Consider the following 20926-nt stretch of genomic DNA (forward strand, 5'->3'; position numbering starts at 1 on the left):
GGGAGTCGACGCCGGTCTCCGCCTCCGTTTCGCCGGCCCTGCCGGCCGAAACAAAAATGGTCATGGTCAGAGCCGCGCTTCCAGCACGAGGTTGAAGGGCGTTTCGAAGGTGCGGCGGAAGCGGGTGAAACCCGCCTTGCGGAACACCTCCGCCAGCCGCGCCTCGCCGGCCTGCGCGCCCAGCACCAGCCGGCCGCCGTCCGAGATGGCGTGGGCGCAGCAGATGGTGGTGGATGCCGCGTAATACATTCTGGCGACCGGCGAGACATTGTCCTCGACGCGGTCGTTGGCGAATGGCTCGACCAGCATCACGGTGCCGTCGGGCGCCAGCGCCTTGGCGGCATGGGTGGCGGCGGCGACCGGGTCGCCCATGTCGTGCAGGGCGTCGAAGAAGCAGATCAGGTCGTAGCCGTTTCCCGGGTAGGTGTTGGAGCGCGCCGCCTCGAAGCTGGTGCGCGCGGATACGCCGGTCATGGCGGCAAGGGTGCTGGCCTCGGCCAGCGATTGCGCGTGGGTGTCGAAGCCGTGGAACTTCGAGGCCGGAAACGCCTTCGCCATCAGCACCGTCGAATGGCCGTGGCCGCAGCCGATGTCGGCGACCTGCGCACCGGCCTCCAGCCTGCCGACGACGCCGTCGAGCGACGGCAGCCACTCCTGCACGAGGCTGGCCTTGTAGCTGTTGCGGTAGAAGGCTGCGACGCCGCAGGCGAGCCTGCCGTCGTGATCGCCCCACGGGATGCCCTTGCCGGTGCGGAAGGCCTCTACGGCCTTCTCCTCGTCGGCCCACATCGAAGCCGGCACCGCCCAGGCGTTGGGGAAGAAGGTCGGGCTGTCCTCGTCGGCAAGGACCATCGCCTGCTCGGGGGTCAGTTCGTAGGTGCCGCTGACCGCATGGTAGGCGACGTAGCCGCCGGCGACCTGCGCGTTCAGCCATTCGCGGACGTAGCGTTCGGTGCAGCCGGCACGGGCGGCAAGCTCGCGTGGGCTGAGCGGGCCGGCTCCGGCCATCGCCTTGTAGAGGCCGAGGCGGTTGCCGATGCTGATCATCACGCCGCCATAACCTGCGGAAAGGTCGCCGAAGGCGCGCGCGACCAGCGCGTCGAGCTTGGCGGTATCGATGGTATTGTGTCGGATGTGGTCCATTATCGTATCTCCTGTCTGGCCAACCAGGAAGCACCTGGGGCTCACCGACAGATCGCAGAGACGGTGGACGGGAGGCAGAGCCGGAGTTTCCAGAATCGGGTCATTTGTGCCATCGGCGCCGGCAGAGCGACCGTGGCGGAACGATCCGGTCCGGGTTATCCTGCCCGCGCAGAACGCTTGAGGGCGCAGCCTTGACCAGACCGGAGCCGCTGCATGTGAGCCTTGTCGCCATCCCCGAGGCGGTGGTGTCGACGTTGTCAGGGATATTCGACGTGATGAATGCGCCGGCGATGTTGCAGGCGACCGGACAGGCGCCGCGCGGCCGGCCGTTCCGCGTGGAGATCGTCGGGCTGAAATCTGGCCCGCTGGAACTCGCCAGCCGCGTCCCAATCACGGTACAGCGCAGCGTGGCGGATATCGAAGCGACCGACATCGCCATCGTCCCCTCGGTACTGCTCGGGCCTGACGGCTGGCCGAAGGGCCGGCATCCGGAGCTGGTCGAATGGTGCCGGGCCATGCACGGCCGCGGCGCGCTGTTGTGCTCGGCTTGTTCCGGCATCTTCCTGCTTGCCGAGACCGGGCTCTTCGACGGCGTGGATGCCACGGTGCACTACGGCTACGCCAAGACGTTCGCATCCGCCTTTCCGGACGTGCGCGTCCACCCCGAGCGCGTGCTGGTCGCCGCCGGCAGGCGGGAAGAGCTGATCACCTCCGGCGCGGCGATGACGTGGCACGATCTGGTGCTCTATCTCATCGCCCGCTACACCGGAGCCACCGAGGCGCAGGAGGTCGCGCGCTTCTTCGCGCTGCAATGGCATCAGGACGGGCTGGCGCCTTTCATGGTCTTCGAAGGACGCAAGGACCATGGCGACCTCGCCATCCAGGCGGCACAGGACTGGGTGGCGACGCATTTTTCGGTGGCCAGCCCGGTGGAGGAGATGACGCGGCGCGCGGGCTTGAGCGAGCGCACCTTCAAGCGGCGCTTCACCGGCGCGACGGGTCTCACCCCGGTCGTCTACGTGCAGCGGCTGAGGATAGAGGACGCCAAGCGCCGGCTGGAGAGGACCGAAGCCTCGGTGGACGAGATAAGCTGGCAAGCCGGCTACGAGGAGCCGGCCTTCTTCCGCCGCCTGTTCAAGCGCCTCACGGGCCTGACGCCGGGCGCCTATCGCAAGCGCTTCAAGATTCCGGACTATGCCCGCCCGGGCGCGCAGGACGAGCATGGCGGCACCCGAGCGGTGAAGGGACCAATGGCAGGCTGATCACGGGAGCCCGTCACTCCCTGCGGAACAGGCTTCACCCGGCTGCGCAGGATGCGGGCCATGTAGCAGGTCTCGCGGTAGAGGTGCAACTGCGAGGCGGCCTGGCGCACCAGGCGGCCGGAATTGGGCGTCATGCCGATGACCACCGTGCCCATCTGGCGGCGCTCGATCCACAGCCGGCTCACCACCAGATGGTTCGGCACGGCGCAGGAATCGTTGGCGTCGATGTTGGGGTCGTCGAGATGCTGCCGATCACTTCGATCATCGGCAGCGGGCCGCGACAGGGGTCAATAGGTCTCCTCCTAGGCGGTCGATTGCCATGGCGGTGTGCTGGCGGCCCTTCCTACGGCGCACCACCAGCCCCTACGACTTCGGGCAGCTTGCTCCGTCCGCCGCCCAGCGCCGTATCAGTTCGCCAAACACCTCCTGCGTGCCGGGCACCGGTTCGCGACCGGCGCCGGGGGTCCAGCCCCAGCCGACCAAGTCGTCATGCGCCATGTGTTCGACGAGTTCGTCCATGGTCTTGCCGCCGTTGCGCTCGGGATCCTTGATCTGCTCGCAGATCTGGCCGAGCGTCTTGCCTTGCCACGCCATCTCGATCGGCGCGACATGCCAGGCCGGGTTGCCCGGAATGCTCTTGATCGTGTCGGCCTGGCCGACGACGTCGACATTAGCCGGACCGTGGCAGGTGCCGCACATCATGCCGGGCATGCCGATATCGCTGTCGCCGCGCGACACCGGCGGCTGGTGCGGATGCATGCTCATGCCCTGCAGCGGGTGGTCGCCGGCCGGATGGCAATTCACGCAACGCGGATGCTGGATGACCTTTCCCGCCTCCTCGAACAACGCCACGGCGCGTGCCGACTTGTCGGCGATGGAATCGAACTCGCTTGCGGGCTTGAGCGTGGCCGCCGGCTTGTCCTGAGCCATGGATATGTCGGTCGCCAGTCCGATCGCGGCGAAACCCGCCGCGATGCCGGCGATGATCGTCAGTCTGGAAGCGCGCATGATGATCACGACACTCCGCCGGGCAGGATGGGCAGTCTGCGCACCGGCGCTCCGGTCAGGCGCCGCCAGGCATTGGCGACGGCCGGGCCGATCGGCGGGACGCCGGGCTCGCCGACGCCTGTCGGCTTTTCCGTCGATGCAATCACTTCCACCTCGACATGCGGCATCTCGTTGATGCGGATCGAGCGGTAGTCGTGGAAGTTGGACTGCATGATCTTGCCGCCCTTGCCGAGCGTCACCTCGTCGAACAGCACCGCGCCGAGGCCGTAGCCGACGCCGCCCTCCATCTGCGCCCTGATGACGTTGGGATTGATCGGCTGGCCGCAATCGACGGCGCACCACACCTTGTGGACGCGCGGCAATTCGCCGTCGCCGCGCGACACCTCGACGATCTGCGAGACATAGGTGCCGAAACTCTGGACCACGGCGACGCCACGCTCGCGGCCTTCTGGAACCGCGGAGCCCCAGTCGGCCATCTCGGCAACTTTTCGCAGCACGCCGGCATGGCGTGGCTGCTCGGTGAGCATGGCGAGCCGGCCCTCGACGGGGTCCTTGCCGACCTTCTGCATCAGCTCGTCGAGGAAGGTTTCGACGGCGAAGCCGGTGTGGGTGTGGCCGACGGAACGCCACCATAGCGGCGGGATGTTCAGCGGCACGTTGTGCGAGATCACCCTGAGATTGCTCACGGCGTAAGGCAGCGTCGAGGCGCCTTCCACCGACGTCTCGTCGATGTCGGTCGAGGCCTTGCCCATGATCGACTGGCCGACGATGATCTGGTCCCAGGCGACGATCCTGCCGTTGGCGTCGACCGCGCCCTTCATGCGGTGGAGATACATCGGACGGTAGTAGCCGCCACGAATGTCATCCTCGCGCGTCCACATATGCTTCAGCGGACGCGTGCCGCCGCTTGCCTTGTAGACTTCTGCCGCCTCCTGCATGTAGGGCGAGCCGAACTGCGCGCGCCGGCCAAAACTGCCACCGGCGAGCTGGGTGTTCAGCCGGACTTTTGACGGATCGAGACCGACGATCTTTGCCACCGTCATGTGGTCCATGCCGGGGAACTGGGCGCCGTTGTAGACGTCGAGAATCCCGTCTTCGCCCATCACGAAGGCGGCGTCGAGCGGCTCCATCGGCGCATGGGCGAGGAAGGGGAAGACGATCTCGGCTTCCAGCGTCTGCACGCCCGGCTCGGAAAACGCCTTGCCGACGTCGCCGCGATTGGCGGCCTCCAGCCCTTTCTCCGAGAATTTCTTCGCGAAATCGGCGGTAAGCTCGCTGCTGGAACGGGTTTCCGCCTTCGAAAGATCCCACTCGATTTTCAGCGCGGCACGGCCTTTGAGCGCCGCGAACGTGTTGTCGGCATAGACGGCGACGCCTTGCGACACCTGCTTGACGTCGACGACGCCCGGCACCTTGCGTGCCTCGGCATCGTCGAAGGATTTTACCGTTGCGCCGAAATGGCCGGCATGCGCTACAACCGCGACCAGCATGTTGTCGGCAAGAACGTCGAGCGTGTAGATCGCCTTGCCGGTCGATTTTTCCACCGTGTCCAGCTTCGGCAGGTCGTGGCCAATCAGCAGGAAGTCCTTGGGGTCCTTGAGCTTCGGCTCGGCCGGGGGCGTCTGCTGCGCGGCGTTGTCGGCCAGCGCGCCAAAACCGCTTTCCTTGCCACTGGCGGCGTGCTTGATGCGGCCCTTCGAGACGGTGATCTCGGTGGCGGGCACGCCCCATTCCTCGGCTGCGGCGGCCACCAGCATGGCGCGGGCCGTGGCGCCGGCGGTGCGGTACTGCTCGTAGGAATTGGCGATGGCCGAGGAGCCGCCGGTGCCTTGCAGCCCGAACATCAGGTTGGCGTAGACCTTGTCGTCGGCGGGAGAATGCACGGCGCGCATCTGGCTCCAGTCGGCGTCGAGTTCCTCGGCGATCAGCGTGGCCAATCCGGTGAACGGCCCCTGGCCGAATTCGATGTGCTTGGAAAGAATCGTCACGGTATCGTCAGTGCCGACCTTCACGAAGGCGTTCATCTGCGGCAGGGCGGAGCCGCCGCCGGCGGGCACGCCTTGCGAAACGCTTGCCGCAAAGGCTTTCGGCGCGACAGCGATGCCGATTACGAGGCCGGCTCCCTGCAGGAAGGCGCGGCGGGTGGTGGTGATGGACTGGAAAGTCATGGCTCAGCCCTCCATCGTGTCGGCGGCGTCCTTGATCGCCTGCCGGATGCGTTGATAGGTGGCGCAGCGGCAGATATTGCCGGCCATCGCCCCGTCTATGTCCTCGTCCGTCGGCTTCGGCGTCAGTTGCAGCAGCGCCACCGCCGACATGATCTGGCCGGACTGGCAATAGCCGCATTGCGGCACGTCGAGCGCCAGCCAGGCCTTGTGCACGGCCTCGGCCTCGGCGCCGGAAATGCCCTCGATGGTGATCACCTCCGAGCCGTCGACCGTCGAGATCGGCGTGATGCAGGAGCGGCGGGTCGAGCCGTCGAGATGCACGGTGCAGGCGCCGCATTGCGCGACCCCGCAGCCATATTTGGTGCCGGTCAGCTTCTCGAAGTCGCGGATGACCCAGAGCAGCGGCGTGTCCGGGTCGCCGTCGAAACTCTTCTTGCTGCCGTTGAGGGTGAAATTGATCATGGCTTGAGCCTCCGTGGTCTGCGTACCGCTCGGTGACATATTAGATGTCCCGCTTGCCATGGGGATCAATGCACGATCCTCTCAATCTGTTGCACGATCGGTGCGCCGCCGGCCGGCCATCCCGCGAACTCAGGCCGCGACCTTAAATATGAGTAAGGCAGTCAAATTCTTGAGCCGTGACACATGATTGTTATGCAACCTCCATAAGAGCGAAGGGGAATGTAGAACGGCCGCGGGGAAGCGGCCCAATTATCGGAGAGGCGTTTTATGAAAAAGCTTGCACGAGCAACCGTCACGGGCGTGTCGGTGCTGGCCATCGCGGCACCGGCTTTCGCGCAGTCCCCCGTCAAGCAGGTTCAGGACAGCTATTATGTCGCCGCGCAGGCGGCGCTGGACAAGATCATGGCGATCAAGCCGAACACCGGCAAGGCCAAGAACGTGATCCTGTTCGTCGGCGACGGCATGTCGATCCCGACCATCACGGCGGCCCGCATTTTCGACGGCCAGCAGAAGGGCGTCGACGGTGAAAGCAATTCGCTGTCGTTCGAAACCCTGCTGCCCTACGCAGCGCTTTCCAAGACCTACACCCATGACTCGCAGGTCGCCGACTCGGCTCCGACCGCGACCGCCATGGTCACCGGCGTCAAGTCGGTCAACGGCACCGTCGGCGTCACGCAGGCGGTCAAGTACAAGGACTGCGCCAGCGTGAAGGGCGCCGAAGCCACCACGATCTTCGAGCAGGCCGAAGCCGCAGGGATGTCGACCGGCGTCGTCTCGACGGCCCGCGTCACCCATGCGACCCCGGCCGCCACCTATGCCAAGGCCGCCAACCGTGACTTGGAGAACGACTCGCAGCTTTCCGACGCCGACAAGGCTGGCGGCTGCAAGGACATCGCCGCGCAGTTGATCGACTGGCCGGCCGGCAACGGTTTTGAGGTGATCCTCGGCGGCGGCCGCTCCAACTTCATGCTGAAGGAGCAGGCGGATCCGGAAGCCGCCGACAAGACCGGCGCCCGCACCGACGGTCGCGACCTCGTCAAGGAATGGCAGGCCAAATACAATGACGGCGCCTATGTGTGGAACAAGGCGGAGTTCGACGCCGTCGACGCGTCGAAGACCGGCCATCTCTTCGGCCTGTTCGAGCGCAGCCACATGCAGTACGAGACCGACCGCGAGAAGGACAAGGGCGGCGAGCCGTCGCTGGCCGAGATGACCACCAAGGCCATCGACGTGCTGTCCACCAACGCCGACGGCTACGTGCTGATGGTCGAGGCCGGCCGCATCGACCACGCCCACCATGCCGGCAATGCTTATCGCGCGCTTGAGGACACCGTCGCCCTCTCGGACGCCGTGAAGGCTGCCTACGACAAGGTGAACCCGGAAGAGACGCTGATCATCGTCACCGCCGACCACAGCCACGTCTTCTCGATCGCTGGTTATCCGAAGCGCAACAACCCGATCCTCGGCATCGCCGGCACCGGCGACGACAAGAAGCCCTACACCACGCTCGGCTACATGAACGGCCCCGGCGCCAAGCTCGACGAGCCGCGCGTCGACCTTACCAATGTCGACACCCAGGATCCGGACTTCCTGCAGCAGGCGCTGGTTCCGCTCGGCGAGAGCGAGACCCATGCCGGCGACGACGTTGCCATTCTGGCGCAAGGCCCGTGGGCTCACCTGTTCCAGGGTATCGTCGAGCAGAACCTGATTTATCACGTCATCGCCAAGGCGACCGATATGGCCGCCAAGCCGCAGAAGCAGGCTTCGAACTGATTGGCTTCGGCCGATTTTGAACGCTAGATTCGGCGCCGGTTTCGACCGGCGCCGATCGCCTTTGCAAATGAGGCACTGACAGCAGAAGGGGAGATGGCGATGAACCGACGCGACATGCTTTCCGCGATGGCCTTGGCCGCCGCATGGCCGCTTGCGACCGGCGCGGAGGCCGCGGCTGCCGTTCCGACCCTGAAATTCCGCGAGCTCTATATCCGCGGCAACGACCTCACCGACAAGGCGAAGTCGCTGGAAGGCGCCGAGGTCGAGATGATCGGCTATATGGCGCCGCCGCTGAAGCCGGAGATCGATTTCTTCGTGCTGACCAAGCTTCCCATGTCCACCTGCCCCTTCTGCGAAAGCGAGGCGCAATGGCCCGACGACATCGTGCTCGCCCATGCGCAGGGCTCGTTGCGTGTCGTACGCTACACCGACCTGATCCGTGTCCAGGGGCGCCTTGAGACCGGCTTCAAGACCGATGCCGAGACAGGTTTTGTCAGTTACGTGCGCCTGATGGACGTGCGTTACGAAAAGCTCTGAGTCATCCATGGTCGGACTTGCCGGGGAGGCCCGCGGCCTGCGTTTCGACGTGCGGACCGGCAGGCGGGAAATCCAGACCATCGTCGATGTCCCGCATCTGCGGCTGGAGCCGGGCGAACTGCTGGCGCTTGCCGGGCCCTCCGGGTCCGGAAAATCGACGCTGCTCTATCTTCTCAGCGGCCTGCTCGTGCCGTCCGCCGGGCATGTCGCCTGGGCTGGCGCAGATCTGGCCGCGATGGGCGAGGGCGCCCGCGACCGCTGGCGGCGGCAGAATGCCGGCTTCGTCTTCCAGAATTTCCACTTGATCGACGAATTGAGCCCGCTCGACAATGTGCTGACGCCCGGCTGGTTCTCCAGTCTTTCGGTAAAAGGGCTGCACGGGCGCGCCGAGGCATTGCTGGACCGTTTCGGCGTGCCGCGCGACCGCAAGCGCGTCTCGTTGCTGTCACGCGGCGAACAGCAGCGCGTGGCGATTGCCCGCGCCCTGCTGTTCGATCCGGAGGTGGTGTTCGCCGACGAGCCCACGGCCAGTCTCGACGGCGCGTCATGTGCGCGCGTCGTCGCGACGCTGCGGGATCTGGCGCAGGCGGAGCGCAAGACCGTGGTGGTCGCCACACACGACCCGGCGCTGCTGGCCGTCGCGTCGCGTGTCGTTGCGCTTGACCACGGCCGGGTCGTTGCGTCCAAAGCGGTGGAGCCGGCCGAATGAATCCGCTGCCGATCGTCTGGGCGGCGCTGTCGCGCAACCGTTTCACCGCGCTGCTGTTCGTCGGGCTGATCGCGCTCGCCGTGGCGCTGGGCGTCGCCATCAGCGCGCAGGAGCGCGCCTTGCGGCTGGGGAGCGCGCGCGCCGCCGACCGTTTTGACCTGATCGTCGCCGCACCCGGCAGCCAGACGGACGTGCTGCTCTCGGTCGTCTATCTTGATCCGACCGCCGTAGAGCTTCTCTCGCCCGAGATGACCGCAACCGTGCTTGCCGGCGAGCGCGCCGCTTTCGCCGCACCGATCGGTTTCGGTGACAGCCAGGGCGGCGACCCGGTTGTCGGCACGACTGCGGGTTTCGTGGATCATCTTTCCGGAGGGCTCGCCGAAGGCCGACCCTTCGACCGAATAAACGAGGCCGTCGTCGGCGCCCTGTCGCCGCATGCGGTGGGCGAAGAGTTTTCGATCAGCCACGGCAACGCCGACGGCGCCGGCGGCAATGCCGACGACGCGGCGGAAGCGCATGAGCACGACAACCACGCGCATGAGGGCGAAGGCGGAGACGGCGAGGATGCCGGGCACGGCCACGATGCGAAAGAGCAGCATCAGCACGACGGCGAAGAGGCCCATGAGGGCGAGGCCGCCCAAGAACAGGGCCATGACGAGCACCATCACCAGGCCGTCACCGTCGTCGGTCGCATGAAACCCACCGGTACGCCGTGGGACCGCGCCATCGTCGTGCCGATCGAGTACAACTGGGCCGTTCACGGGCTTCCGATCGGCCATGCCGATGGCGAGACCCGCATCGGCCCGCCTTTCGATGTAGCAAAACTGCCCGGCGTGCCGGCGATCGTCATCAAGCCGGAAAACCTCGCCGCCGCCTACGGCCTGCGCGACCGCTATCGCACCATCGCCTCGACAGCCTTCTTCCCCGCCGAGGTGCTGGTCGACCTCTATGCGGTGATGGGCAATGTCGCCCGCATCATGGCGGCGCTGACGCTGGCCGCGCAGGTGCTGGTGGTCGCGGCCATCCTGGCCGGCATCCTCGCCCTGCTCGATCTACAGCGCCAGCGTTTTGCCGTGCTCCGGGCGCTCGGCGCGCCGCGCGGCTTCGTCTTCGCCACCGTCTGGCTCTATGTCGCGGGCCTGATCGCCGCCGGCGCGCTGATCGGCCTGCCGCTCGGCTGGGCTTTCGCCGGCCTCGTCACGCGTCTTGTGTCGAATGAGACCGGCATGGCGATGCGGGCGACGCTCGGTCTCACCGAACTGGCGCTGGTCGGGGCGTTGCTCGGGCTCGGGCTGCTGCTGGCGCTCATTCCCGCCGCGATGATCTACCGCCGGCCGGTGGTCGAGGCGTTGCGGGGTTGAGGGTTACTTCACGGGGTTGCCGACTTCGGCGTCGTGTCTGAAACAGGGTTGCCATCGCGATTGGCAAGTTCGATCAGGTTTGCCAGGGCCGCCACGCCGAGGCGGTTCATGTGCCGCCGCTCAAGCGCGACATCGATGCGCATGGCAATCACATGCGGATCGCCGCCCTTCAGATCGGCCAGCCGCTCTATGCCGATCTTCTCCAGATACACCAGCATCTTCGGGCCGATCGAATGGGCCTTCAGCATCTTTTCACGTTCGTCGGGGTCGATCACGCTCTTGTGTTTCCAAAGGCTTGCGGAACCGGTCACCCAACCGTTTCTTAACGTGTAACGGCTAGACCGGAACGACTGGCAGGACTCGGAGAAAGTATCGCGTGCGCTTTTCCGCGGCAACGACGGCCGAAAGGCTTCTGCCCGAGCGCCTCGCGCTCCGGCTGCGGCCGTTCGTCCACCGCATCGATGCCGTCGTCTTCGACCCGGGCGAGCGCGGCGCGGCCAGCCGCATGTCGCTCATCGCCTTCGCCATCCGCGTCGTCAGCGCGGCCATTGCCTTTGTCAGTCAGGTGTTGCTCGCCCGCTGGATGGGCAGCTTCGAATACGGAATCTTCGTCCTGGTGTGGACCACGATGACGATTGCCGGCAGCATTTCCGGCTTCGGTTTCCACACGACGGTCATCCGCTTCATCCCGGAATTCCGCGAAAAGAAGATGATGGCCGAGTTGCGCGGCGTGCTCCTGGCCAGCCGCCTGTTCGTGATCTTCGTCTCCACGGCAATCATGCTCGTCGCCATGCTGGCGCTGTGGCTGCTGTCGGACCGTGTCGAGCCCTATTACGTCGTGCCGTTCATGCTCGGCATGTTCTGCTTGCCGATGGTTGCCTTGTCAGACCTGCTGCAAGGCATGGCGCGTGCCCATTCCTGGGCAATCGCAGCCCTTGCGCCGACCTATCTGACGCGCCCGATCCTGATCCTGGTCTTCATGGTGCTGGCGATCGCGCTCGGATATCCGGCCAATGCCACGGTGGCGATTTGCGCCACCGTCCTTGCCACCTATGCGACGACCCTGGCGCAGTTGATCAGCATCACTGCGCATGTCGACCGCAAGCTGCCGCCCGGACCGCGAAAGATCCGCCTGAAAGCGTGGCTGGCCGTATCGCTGCCGATCTTCTTGGTCGAGAGCTTCTTCTACCTGCTCACCAATGCCGACGTGCTGATGGTCGGCATGTATATGCAGCCCGACGACGTCGCGGTGTATTTTGCCACGGTCAAGACGCTGGCGCTGGTGCATTTCGTGTATTTCGCGGTGAAGGCGGGCGCTGCCCAGCGCTATGCGCAGTTTACCCATAGCGACCGCGCAAGGCTCGCCGAGTTCGCCCGCGAAACCGTCAGTTGGACCTTCTGGCCGTCCGTGCTGATGGCGGTGGTGGTGCTTGTGCTCGGCGAACCGATGCTGGCGCTGTTCGGGCCGGGCTTCGAAGCCGGCTATCCGCTGCTGTTCCTGCTGGTCGCCGGCGTGGTGGCGCGCGCCTCGGTAGGCCCTTGCGAAAGCCTGCTCACCATGAGCGGCCACCAGAATGTCTGTGCCCTCGTGTATGGATTGACGCTGGTGCTCAATATCGGCCTCAGTGTCCTCCTCATACCATCGTTTGGCCTGTGGGGCGCCGCTACGGCCACGGCGACCTCGATCGTCTTCGAGGCGGCGGCCTTGTCTTTCACCGCCTGGCGCAAGCTTGGCATCGTCATGGTCGTCTTTATGCCGCCGCCGGCCGCCAAGGGAGCCCGCTGATGGCTGCACAACCCCTCATCGAAGAGGTAAGCGGCGGCCCCGCCGGCGCTATGATCTCGGGTCTTGCCGGCCTTGCCGGTGCGGTGCACAAGCCTGCGCATGAAGAGCTGATCGAGAGCCGGGGTCCGGTGCGGCGGCTCAGCATCTATGCCGCTTCCGCCGGCTTCGACCTGGTCGAGGAACTTGACTATCTGTGCAAGCGCACGTTGGAGCCTAACGTCTTCTTCAACCCGCGCTTCCTGGCGCCGGCGATGCCACGCCTCGAGGATCGCGAGGTGCGGCTCGCCGTCATCCGCGACGGCGACGAGGACAAGTCGCGGCTGCGCCTTTTGGTGCCGTTCTCCGTCGAAAAACCCGGCGTGCCGCTCGGCGTGTCGATCATGCGCACCTGGTCGAGCCCGTTCGGGCCGCTCGGCACGCCGCTGCTCGACCGCGACGATCCGCAAGGTGTCGTCGGCGATTTCTTCGACATGCTGTCCAGGCCGCACCTGAAGCTGCCGAAGGTGCTGGTGCTGCCGGAAATGCGGCTCAACGGGCCGGTCGCCGCCATGTTGACCTCCGTCGCCGACGCGCGCGGGCTGCCCATCGAGACGACGTCGCCGTTGCGGCGGCCGTTCCTCGAAAGCGAACTCGACGGCGAGGCCTATCTGAAGGCATCGCTGCGCTCGCATCACTATCGCGAGTTCCGGCGCATGAAGCGGCGGCTCGCCGAGAAGGGGTCGCTGGAGCACGTCGTCGCCCGCACGGAGGAAGACATCCGCAACGGCCTCGAAGCCTTCCTGACGCTGGAGGCGTCCGGCTGGAAGGGCCGCCAGCGCACTGCCATGGCGATCGACCGGTTCCGAGCCGCCTTTGCCCGCGAGGCGGTGCATCGGCTGGCCGAGCAGGACATGTGCCGGGTGCATCTGCTGACGCTGGACGGCGAACCGATCGCGGCGCTGATCGTCTTCGTCGAGGCCGGCATGGCCTATACCTGGAAGACCGCCTATGACGAGACTTTTGCGGCGCTGTCGCCGGGCACGCTGCTGATGATCGAGGTGACCAAGCAGCATCTCGACGATCCGAACATCGACGCCACCGATTCCTGCGCGGTGCCCGACCACCCGGTGATGAGCCGGCTATGGACCGAGCGGCGGCAGATGGGAACCGTGGTTATCGGCATGACCCCGAATTCGGACCGCCTCGTCCGCCAGGCCGCCTCGCAACTGCATCTCTATCGCGAGACCCGCAACATGGCGCGCATCCTGCGCAACCGGGTGAAAAATCTGTTCAACCGCGAGTGAGCGCGGGCGGGCGATACGTTCAAGAACGCGCCGTCGATTGGCAATCACCGCCCTTTGACTTCTTCCGGTTTATGTTACTCTGCACGTGAGGGAGGCTAAGGGGGGTGTGTGACGACGGGCATTTTGGCTGGTTCGCCGCAGGAGGAGGGGCTTGCGGACCGCATCTATGAAGCTTCGGTGCTTCCGGAATTCTGGCCGGACGTATTGCGCGACTTCGTTCGATTGGCTGAAAGCCGCGAAGGAGTGATGGTCGCGACAAGCGGCGACGGCTTCAAATGGATCGGTTCGTCGGCCTTCGCCGAAAAGCTCGCGCAGGAACACTACAGCTACGAGGGCGGGGCGGAGCGCTCGCGCCGGCTGATCGCCTTGCAGCGGGCGGGCTTCGCCACCGACGCCGACGTGTTCACCGCCGAGGAGATGCTCAGGCTTCCGCTTTATGCCGACTACCTCATTCCGAACGGTTTTGGGCAGGGAGTAGCCACGGCAATCCAGGTGCCGGCCGGCGACACGATCATCTTTCACGCGGAAGGCTCTCCCCAGGACGGCCCCATCGATCCGGCCGTGATACGGCGTCTCGACCGGCTGCGCCCGGATCTGGCGCGCTCGGCGCTGATATCGGCGCGGCTTTCGTTCGAACGGGCGCGAACCGCGGTCGAGACCCTGTCGGGCATCGGGCTGGCCGCCTGCGCGGTCGACAAGGCCGGCGTCGCGCTGATCGCCAACCGGGCTTTCGAGGCGGAAGACCTTCTCTGGACGACGCGGGGCGGCAACCGTATCGCGCTCCCGGACCGGCGCGCCGACCGGCAGCTCTACGATGCGCTGGGCGTCATCGGCACGGAGCAGGGCGTGCGCTCGCTGCCGCTCGTCGCGTCGTCAGGCGGGGTCCCGGCGGTGCTGCATGTGGTGCCGATCCGCCGCGCCGCGCATGACCTGTTCACGCGGGCAGCGGCCATCCTGGTGCTGACCAAAGCCTCCGAAAAGCCCACCCAGGCGATCTCGCTCCTGCAGGCGCTGTTCGATCTGTCGGCCACCGAGGCGGATATCGCGGCGCGCATCTCGGCCGGCCGCTCGGCCGAACATATCGCGCTCACCGACGCCAAGAGCGTCGACACCGTGCGCAACCAGTTGAAAAGTGTGCTGCAGAAGACGGGCTGCCGGAGGCAGGTCGATCTGGTGCGGCTGCTGACGCAACTGATACCGCCTGTCTCCCAGACCCCGGCGAAGCCAGGCCCGGCCATACTGCCTGAGGGGAGCGTTGGCCGTGCATGAGCCGCTCATAGACCGCATCTACGAAGCCTCGGTCCTGCCGGAGCTCTGGAGCGGCGTCATAACGCAGATGACCGAAGCCGTCGAAGGCCAGGCCGCGCTGCTGTCGACGATCCAGTTGAATTCCGCGCATATCCTCTCGACTTCCGAGGACTTCAAGGAAACATGGCAATACATCTTCAGGAACTTTTCGGGCGCGGCGAACCATAGAACGCAGCGGCTGTTTGCCGCCAGGCATGCCGGTTTCCTGATCGACACCGATGTGTTTGGTGCGGACGAACTGCGGGATGATCCGCTTTACGCCGAGGTTCTGGTTCCGCGCGGTTATGGTAGCGGGGTGGCGACCGCCATCCACTATCCGGATGGGGCGGCCGTCATCGTCAACATCGAGCGGGCGGCCGCACTCGGTCCGTTCGGTCCCACGGCGGTCGGCCGGCTCGATGCGTTGCGGCCGCATCTGGCGCGTTCGGTGCTGATCTCGGCGCGGCTCTCCTTCGAGCGGGCGCGGACGGCCGTCGAGACGCTTTCCGGCATCGGCCTGGCTGCCTGCGCGGTCAGCCAGATGGGCGCCGTGCTTGTCGCCAATCGGGATTTCGACGCGAGCGGCTCGCTTTGGACGACACGCGGCGGCGACCGGATCGTGCTGACCGACCGTCGCGCCGACCAGCAGCTTTATGAGGCGCTCGGCACCATCACGACGGAACAGGGCGTGCGCTCGCTGCCGCTGCTCGCGCCGATGGGCGAAGCACCGGCCGTGCTGCATGTCGTGCCGATCCGCCGCGCCGCCCACGACCTGTTCAACCGCGCGGCCGCGATCCTGGTGCTGACCAAGGCGTCATCGGCGCCGACGCAGGCGACCTCGCTGCTGCAGGCGCTGTTCGATCTCTCGGCCATCGAGGCCGACATAGCGGCGCGGATTTCGGCGGGCAAGACGACCGAGCAGATCGCACTGACGGACGGCAAGAGCATCGACACCGTGCGCAACCAGGTGAAAAGCGTGCTGCAGAAGACCGGCTGCTCGCGGCAGACGGACCTGGCAAGATTGCTGGCGCAGTTGATCCCGGCGAAGGCGTAGGTTCCGCTCGAAGCATGATATGGACGAGGCTGGGGTCGCCGGCGAAATAAACAGGCTCTCCATCGAACCGTTGCAGGGCTGTCCGGCCAGCGGATGAAACCACACAGAGGTTTCCGACCGGCGGGGAGTGGCCAATAGCAGCTTTGCGAACCTCGGTTCACCAGTGAACGCCGTTAGCCCATATGGGTTATGACCCTCGCCCGGCTCTTCGATATCCTCAATTTGCGGTGGTGCGCGACCGGCCCGGGGGGTGCTGGGCGCCGCATCTGCGGCCGGCGGGCAGATCAGGGATCATCGCCCGCCGGCCGATACGAGTTTTGTGGGACGCTGGCCCTTTGTCCCGCTGGCCATCTCCTTCGGTCGAGGGAGGTGGCCTTATTTTATCCGGCCGATGCAGCGGCCCGGCGTATGTGAAATCAGGACAGTCTACGCGAACGCGCCGTGGCAGTGCTTGAACTTCTTGCCGGAGCCGCACGGGCAGGCCTCGTTGCGGCCGACCTTGCCCCAGGTCGAGGGTTTTGACGGGTCGCGATCCTCGGGGGCGACGACGCGCTCGACGGCGACGCGGGTCATGACCTCGGCGTCGCCGAAACCCTCGTTGAAGTCGTCCTCGCCGGTGGTGGCGTCGATGTGCTGGCCGAAGACGTCCGGCGCTTCCGGCGGCGGCGCGTCGGCCGCCTCGCGCACCAGTTCGACGCGCATCAACTGCGCCGTCACCGACTGCTGCAGATTGCCGAGCAGGGTCTGGAAAAGCTCGAAGCTTTCGGACTTGTACTCGTTCAGCGGATCGCGCTGGGCATAGCCGCGGAAGCCGACGATCGAGCGCAGATGGTCGAGATTGACCAGGTGCTCGCGCCACAGGTGGTCGAGAGTCTGGAGGAGGAAGGACCGCTCGACATAGGTCATCACCTCGGGGCCGAACCGCTCGGCGCGATCGGTTGCGGCATCGTTGGCGAGCTTGGTGATCCGCTCGCGGATGACCTCCTCGTCGATGCCTTCCTCCTTGACCCATTCCTCGATAGGCAGGTCGAGATTGAGATATTGCTGGACGCCCGCCTTGAGGCCGGCGGCGTCCCATTGCTCGGCATAGGCATTTTCGGGGATGCATTTGGCGACGAGGTCGTCGATCACGTCCTGGCGCATCTCGGCGACGGTCTCCGAGAGGTTTGTGCCGTCCATCAGTTCGAGGCGCCGCTCGAACACCACCTTGCGCTGGTCGTTCTGCACGTCGTCATATTTGAGCAGGTTCTTGCGGATGTCGAAGTTGCGGGCCTCGACCTTCTTCTGGGCCTTTTCCAGCGCCTTGTTGATCCAAGGATGGATGATCGCCTCGTCCTCCTTGAGGCCGAGTTTTTGCAGCATCCCGTCCATGCGGTCGGAGCCGAAGATGCGCATCAAATCGTCCTGGAGCGACAGGTAGAATTTCGAGCGCCCGGGGTCGCCCTGGCGGCCGGAGCGGCCGCGCAACTGGTTGTCGATGCGGCGGCTTTCGTGGCGTTCGGTGGCGAGCACATAGAGGCCGCCGGCGCCGATGGCCTTTTCCTTCAGCCGCTCGACATCGGCGCGGATCAGGGCCTCGCGCGCCTCGCGTTCCGGACCCGGCCCCATCGCGCCGAGTTCCTCGGTGATGCGCATGTCGGCATTGCCGCCGAGCTGGATGTCGGTGCCGCGGCCGGCCATGTTGGTGGCGATGGTGATGGCGCCCGGCCGGCCGGCCTGGGCGACGATGCCGGCCTCCTGCTCATGATAGCGCGCGTTCAGCACCTGGAAATCCTTGATGCCTTCCTTGCGCAGGCGCTCGGCCAGATGCTCGGACTTTTCGATCGACGTGGTGCCGACCAGGATTGGCTGGCCCTTGTCGGACGCTTCGCGGATATCGCGGATGATCGCCTTGTATTTCTCCTCGACGGTCCGGTAGACCTCGTCATCCTCGTCGAGGCGCATGACCGGCTTGTTGGTCGGCACCTCGGTGACTTCCAGCCCGTAGATGTTGCCGAATTCCTCGGCTTCCGTAGCCGCCGTGCCGGTCATGCCGGCCAGCTTCTTGTACATGCGGAAGTAATTCTGGAAGGTGACGGAGGCCAGCGTCTGGTTTTCCGGCTGGATCTGGACGTGTTCTTTGGCCTCAAGCGCCTGGTGCAGGCCTTCCGAATAGCGGCGGCCGGGCATCATGCGGCCGGTGAACTCGTCGATGATGACGATCTCGCCGTTGCGGACGATGTAGTCCTTGTCCTTCTGGAACAGGCGGTGCGCCTTCAGCGCGTTGTTGACGTGATGCACCATGGCGACGTTTTCCACGTCGTAGAGCGATTCGCCCTTGAGCAGGCCGCGCGCCTGCAGCATGTCCTCGACCTTTTCCGTGCCGCCTTCGGTGAAGATCGCGGTGCGCTGCTTCTCGTCGATCTCGTAGTCTTCCGGTACCAGCGTCACGATCAACGCGTCGACCGTATTGTACATGTCGGAGCGGTCTTCCAGCGGACCGGAGATGATCAGCGGGGTGCGCGCCTCATCGATCAGGATGGAGTCCACCTCGTCGACGATGGCGTAGTTGTGGCCGCGCTGCACCATCTGGGCGCGCTCGTATTTCATGTTGTCCCTGAGATAGTCGAAGCCTAGCTCATTGTTGGTGGCGTAGGTGACGTCGCAGGCATAGGCGGCGCGGCGCTGCTCGTCGGAGAGGCCGTGGACGATGACGCCGGTGGTGAGCCCGAGGAAGCCGTAGATGCGGCCCATCCATTCGGAGTCGCGTTTGGCGAGGTAGTCGTTGACGGTGACGACGTGCACGCCCTTGCCGGCCAGCGCATTGAGATAGACGGGCAGCGTGGCGACCAGCGTCTTGCCCTCGCCGGTGCGCATCTCGGCGATGCCGCCATTGTTCAGCACCATGCCGCCGACGAGCTGCACGTCGAAGGGGCGCATGCCGAGCACACGGCGCGAGGCCTCGCGCGCCGTGGCGAAGGCCGGGACCAGGATGTCGTCGAGAGTGGCGCCGTTGGCGAGATCGGCCTTGAACTGTTCCGTGCGGGCGCGCAGTTGGTCGTCGGAAAGCGCCCGCATCTCGTTTTCGAGGCCGTTGATGGATTCCACCCGCGGCCGCGTCGCCTTGACGCGGCGGTCGTTCGAGGAACCGAAGATCTTACGGGCGAGACCGCCGAGACTGACCATCCAAGGCCCTTTCAAAAATACGGTATTCCGGCGCCTTCGCTGGCGGACGGCAGTCCGGGCCTGAGCGTATCGCAACGGAAGAAGGCGCCCGGAAATCGTTCTGGACGCCAAGACGATGGACAGATAAGAGGGGGCACTTTCGATGTCAACGCCGCGGCAATGCTTGAAGCGCCGGCAAATCCGGCCACATTCCTCCCCAACAGCCGCGAAAAGCCTTCCCACCGGAGAGTAACCGATGATGTTCCGTTCCCGCCGCGCCAAGCTCGCCAGCCTTGGGCTCGCGGCAATCCTGCTCGCCGCCGCGCCAGGCGCCGCGCTGGCGCAGGAAGCCGCCGCCGATGCCACGAAGGCAGCCCCTGTCGATCCGAACAAGGTGATCGCCACGGTCGACGGCCAGCCGGTCACCGAGGCCGATCTGCAGCAGGCCATCCAGGATCTCGACCAGCAGTTCGCCCGTCTGCCCGAGGACCAGAAGCGCGCCGCCGCACTTTCCGCGGTCATCGAGATCCGGCTGCTTGCCGACGAGGCGAGGGCGAAAGGTTTCGACAAGTCGGACGAATACAAGCGGCGCATGGCTTTCCTGGAGCAGCGCGCGCTGCATGGCGAAGTCATCGAGAAGGAAGTCGCCGCCACAATCACCGACGAGGACATCCGCAAGCGCTACGACACCGAGATGGCCAACACGCCGCCGGTCAACGAGGTGCATGCCCGTCACATCCTGGTGAAGACCAAGGAAGAGGCGGAGGCCATCGTCAAGCAGCTCGACGGCGGCGCAAAATTCGAGGACATCGCCAAGGAGAAGTCCAGCGATCCGGGTTCGGGCGCGCAGGGCGGCGACCTCGGCTGGTTCGGCCCGGGACAGATGGTGCCGGAGTTCGAGAAGGCAGCCTTCGCGCTGGAGCCGGGCTCCTACACCAAGGAGCCGGTGCAGTCGCAGTTCGGCTGGCATATCATTCTGGTCGAGGACAAGCGCGCCAAGCAGCCGCCGGCCTTCGAGCAGGTCAAAGAGCAGTTCCGCTCTCTGCTCCTGCGTGAGAAATATTTCGCGCTGGTCAAGCAGGTGCGCGCCGCCGGCAAGGTCGAGGTGACCGACCCGGACCTCAAGAAGGGCGTCGAGGCGATCGAGCAGTCGGAGAAATAAATCCGACGCTGTTACAGAGCGGCAGCTTCGGCGTTGCCGCTCTTGGACTGGAGTGCACTTTTTGAGGTTTTTCGTGTGATTTTGTGTGAATTGGCGGGTTTCTAGCGTTACCTCAGAAACAAAGCCACATGACAGAGGCATTTTCCTGAAACATGATGCCGCTAGATTCCCTCGTATCGGCGGGGGAGCGAGGCGACATCAGACGCCACCGGGTTTCTCCTGCTCAACAAAACGCCGTCGGGATGCCAGCGAGGTAACAGCCTTGCCGCGGTCTCGCCCGGCCTGAGCCCAGGAGAGAGCAATGACCAAGCTTATCGCGATCGCGGCTTTGGCCGCCCTTACTTTCGCCGGCAACGCGGCTGCCGGCGAGCTGAAGCCGATGCATTCGCGGAGCATCGATCTCGGCACGATGGCCGGGAACGCCTATTACACCGTCGAGCCGGAAGGTTTTCATGTCGTCGCCACGCTGATCGGGGACGACGCCGAGACCCCGGTTCGTTTCGAAGCTGTCCTCGTCTCCGGACAGACGGTCAAATTGTCCACACCCCGAGAAGTAGGGATGCCGCCGATCATGGTCGAAATCAGCCGCGTGGCCGACCAGGTCGTGATCCAGGAACCGGCCGCGATCAACTGATCCGGGATGGCGCGGCCGCAAGACGCCGCGCCCAGGTCCATAATTTCGGCAACCCGCGCCGCGCACTTTTGATGCGCGGCGTTTTCTTTTGAGCCATGCATGAACGCGCCGGGTGGCGAAAACGCCTTGCGCGGCCCCGACGCATCGGGCAAA

At 65.5% G+C, this 20926-nt stretch carries 17 protein-coding genes and 1 pseudogene; 11 read left to right on the forward strand and 7 right to left on the reverse strand.

Features of this window, described 5'->3' with window-relative positions; translation table 11 throughout:
• Nucleotides 1-66 precede the first annotated feature (66 nt).
• Nucleotides 67-1143 carry a class I SAM-dependent methyltransferase gene (locus tag ACH196_RS07690; RefSeq protein WP_396646289.1) on the reverse strand — a complete coding sequence of 359 codons (1077 nt, stop codon included), beginning with the start codon at nucleotides 1141-1143 and terminating at the stop codon, nucleotides 67-69.
• Nucleotides 1144-1334: 191 nt separating this feature from the next.
• Here ACH196_RS07690 and ACH196_RS07695 point away from each other — a divergent pair, with 191 nt between their 5' ends.
• Entirely contained in the window at nucleotides 1335-2405 is a 1071-nt protein-coding gene (locus tag ACH196_RS07695) for a GlxA family transcriptional regulator (RefSeq protein WP_396646290.1), read from the forward strand.
• 32 nt (nucleotides 2406-2437) lie between these two features.
• Here ACH196_RS07695 and ACH196_RS07700 read toward each other — a convergent pair.
• The 4 genes and pseudogenes from ACH196_RS07700 to ACH196_RS07715 form a co-directional block, all read right to left on the reverse strand.
• Nucleotides 2438-2682, reverse strand: a pseudogene (locus ACH196_RS07700) (GNAT family N-acetyltransferase); the annotation flags it as partial.
• Between the two features lie 86 nt (nucleotides 2683-2768).
• Nucleotides 2769-3413 carry an Isoquinoline 1-oxidoreductase subunit gene (locus tag ACH196_RS07705; RefSeq protein WP_396646291.1) on the reverse strand — a complete coding sequence of 215 codons (645 nt, stop codon included), beginning with the start codon at nucleotides 3411-3413 and terminating at the stop codon, nucleotides 2769-2771.
• Between the two features lie 5 nt (nucleotides 3414-3418).
• The gene (locus ACH196_RS07710) at nucleotides 3419-5581 is read right to left on the reverse strand and encodes a molybdopterin cofactor-binding domain-containing protein (RefSeq protein WP_396646293.1); all 2163 of its coding nucleotides are present in this window, start codon (nucleotides 5579-5581) and stop codon (nucleotides 3419-3421) included.
• Nucleotides 5582-5584: 3 nt separating this feature from the next.
• On the reverse strand, nucleotides 5585-6043 hold the full coding sequence (locus tag ACH196_RS07715) for a (2Fe-2S)-binding protein (protein ID WP_396646294.1): 459 nt from the start codon (nucleotides 6041-6043) through the stop codon (nucleotides 5585-5587).
• A 267-nt stretch (nucleotides 6044-6310) separates the two neighbouring features.
• On the opposite strand from ACH196_RS07715, the gene ACH196_RS07720 reads away from it, so the two are divergent.
• From ACH196_RS07720 to ACH196_RS07735, 4 genes are all read left to right on the forward strand, one after another.
• Nucleotides 6311-7816, forward strand: a complete 1506-nt coding sequence (locus tag ACH196_RS07720) for an alkaline phosphatase (RefSeq protein WP_396646296.1) — start codon at nucleotides 6311-6313, stop codon at nucleotides 7814-7816.
• A 99-nt stretch (nucleotides 7817-7915) separates the two neighbouring features.
• Complete coding sequence (locus ACH196_RS07725; protein WP_396646297.1) at nucleotides 7916-8353, forward strand: hypothetical protein; 438 nt, start codon at nucleotides 7916-7918, stop codon at nucleotides 8351-8353.
• 7 nt (nucleotides 8354-8360) lie between these two features.
• Nucleotides 8361-9062, forward strand: coding sequence for an ABC transporter ATP-binding protein (locus ACH196_RS07730; RefSeq protein ID WP_396646298.1), 702 nt, complete (start codon nucleotides 8361-8363; stop codon nucleotides 9060-9062).
• Nucleotides 9059-10423, forward strand: a complete 1365-nt coding sequence (locus ACH196_RS07735; RefSeq protein ID WP_396646300.1) for an FtsX-like permease family protein — start codon at nucleotides 9059-9061, stop codon at nucleotides 10421-10423. Before ACH196_RS07730 ends, ACH196_RS07735 begins: the two co-directional genes overlap by 4 nt.
• An 8-nt stretch (nucleotides 10424-10431) precedes the next feature.
• Here the strand turns inward: ACH196_RS07735 and ACH196_RS07740 are convergent, their stop codons facing one another.
• Nucleotides 10432-10698: a hypothetical protein gene (locus ACH196_RS07740; RefSeq protein ID WP_396646302.1), complete on the reverse strand. Its 267-nt coding sequence runs from the start codon at nucleotides 10696-10698 to the stop codon at nucleotides 10432-10434.
• Nucleotides 10699-10799: 101 nt separating this feature from the next.
• On the opposite strand from ACH196_RS07740, the gene ACH196_RS07745 reads away from it, so the two are divergent.
• From ACH196_RS07745 to ACH196_RS07760, 4 genes are all read left to right on the forward strand, one after another.
• On the forward strand, nucleotides 10800-12209 hold the full coding sequence (locus ACH196_RS07745; RefSeq protein WP_396646303.1) for an oligosaccharide flippase family protein: 1410 nt from the start codon (nucleotides 10800-10802) through the stop codon (nucleotides 12207-12209).
• The gene (locus ACH196_RS07750; RefSeq protein WP_396646304.1) at nucleotides 12209-13492 is read left to right on the forward strand and encodes a GNAT family N-acetyltransferase; all 1284 of its coding nucleotides are present in this window, start codon (nucleotides 12209-12211) and stop codon (nucleotides 13490-13492) included. The genes ACH196_RS07745 and ACH196_RS07750 overlap by 1 nt, the downstream gene beginning before the upstream one ends.
• A 108-nt stretch (nucleotides 13493-13600) precedes the next feature.
• Complete coding sequence (locus ACH196_RS07755) at nucleotides 13601-14761, forward strand: helix-turn-helix transcriptional regulator (protein WP_396646306.1); 1161 nt, start codon at nucleotides 13601-13603, stop codon at nucleotides 14759-14761.
• Nucleotides 14754-15833, forward strand: a complete 1080-nt coding sequence (locus ACH196_RS07760; RefSeq protein ID WP_396646307.1) for a helix-turn-helix transcriptional regulator — start codon at nucleotides 14754-14756, stop codon at nucleotides 15831-15833. The genes ACH196_RS07755 and ACH196_RS07760 overlap by 8 nt, the downstream gene beginning before the upstream one ends.
• A gap of 426 nt (nucleotides 15834-16259) precedes the next feature.
• Here ACH196_RS07760 and secA read toward each other — a convergent pair whose 3' ends face one another.
• Nucleotides 16260-18998, reverse strand: coding sequence for a preprotein translocase subunit SecA (secA, locus tag ACH196_RS07765; protein ID WP_396646308.1), 2739 nt, complete (start codon nucleotides 18996-18998; stop codon nucleotides 16260-16262).
• A gap of 235 nt (nucleotides 18999-19233) precedes the next feature.
• On the opposite strand from secA, the gene ACH196_RS07770 reads away from it, so the two are divergent.
• A complete protein-coding gene (locus tag ACH196_RS07770) occupies nucleotides 19234-20139 on the forward strand; it encodes a peptidylprolyl isomerase (RefSeq protein ID WP_396646309.1) in 906 nt (301 codons plus the stop codon).
• A 301-nt stretch (nucleotides 20140-20440) separates the two neighbouring features.
• Entirely contained in the window at nucleotides 20441-20773 is a 333-nt protein-coding gene (locus tag ACH196_RS07775; RefSeq protein WP_396646310.1) for a hypothetical protein, read from the forward strand.
• The last annotated feature ends 153 nt before the right edge of the window (nucleotides 20774-20926 follow it).

The organism is Mesorhizobium sp. IMUNJ 23232 (assembly GCF_044326205.1).
Classification (GTDB): Bacteria; Pseudomonadota; Alphaproteobacteria; order Rhizobiales; family Rhizobiaceae; genus Kumtagia.

Bases quoted from the DNA above. Each gene is read 5' to 3' on its own strand.
- ACH196_RS07710 (WP_396646293.1), bottom strand. From the start codon at position 5,581: ATGACTTTCCAGTCCATCACCACCACCCGCCGCGCCTTCCTGCAGGGA.
- ACH196_RS07775 (WP_396646310.1), top strand. From the start codon at position 20,441: ATGACCAAGCTTATCGCGATCGCGGCTTTGGCCGCCCTTACTTTCGCC.
- ACH196_RS07750 (WP_396646304.1), top strand. From the start codon at position 12,209: ATGGCTGCACAACCCCTCATCGAAGAGGTAAGCGGCGGCCCCGCCGGC.
- ACH196_RS07715 (WP_396646294.1), bottom strand. From the start codon at position 6,043: ATGATCAATTTCACCCTCAACGGCAGCAAGAAGAGTTTCGACGGCGAC.
- ACH196_RS07770 (WP_396646309.1), top strand. From the start codon at position 19,234: ATGATGTTCCGTTCCCGCCGCGCCAAGCTCGCCAGCCTTGGGCTCGCG.
- ACH196_RS07730 (WP_396646298.1), top strand. From the start codon at position 8,361: ATGGTCGGACTTGCCGGGGAGGCCCGCGGCCTGCGTTTCGACGTGCGG.
- ACH196_RS07690 (WP_396646289.1), bottom strand. From the start codon at position 1,143: ATGGACCACATCCGACACAATACCATCGATACCGCCAAGCTCGACGCG.
- secA (WP_396646308.1), bottom strand. From the start codon at position 18,998: ATGGTCAGTCTCGGCGGTCTCGCCCGTAAGATCTTCGGTTCCTCGAAC.
- ACH196_RS07720 (WP_396646296.1), top strand. From the start codon at position 6,311: ATGAAAAAGCTTGCACGAGCAACCGTCACGGGCGTGTCGGTGCTGGCC.
- ACH196_RS07725 (WP_396646297.1), top strand. From the start codon at position 7,916: ATGAACCGACGCGACATGCTTTCCGCGATGGCCTTGGCCGCCGCATGG.
- ACH196_RS07705 (WP_396646291.1), bottom strand. From the start codon at position 3,413: ATGCGCGCTTCCAGACTGACGATCATCGCCGGCATCGCGGCGGGTTTC.
- ACH196_RS07735 (WP_396646300.1), top strand. From the start codon at position 9,059: ATGAATCCGCTGCCGATCGTCTGGGCGGCGCTGTCGCGCAACCGTTTC.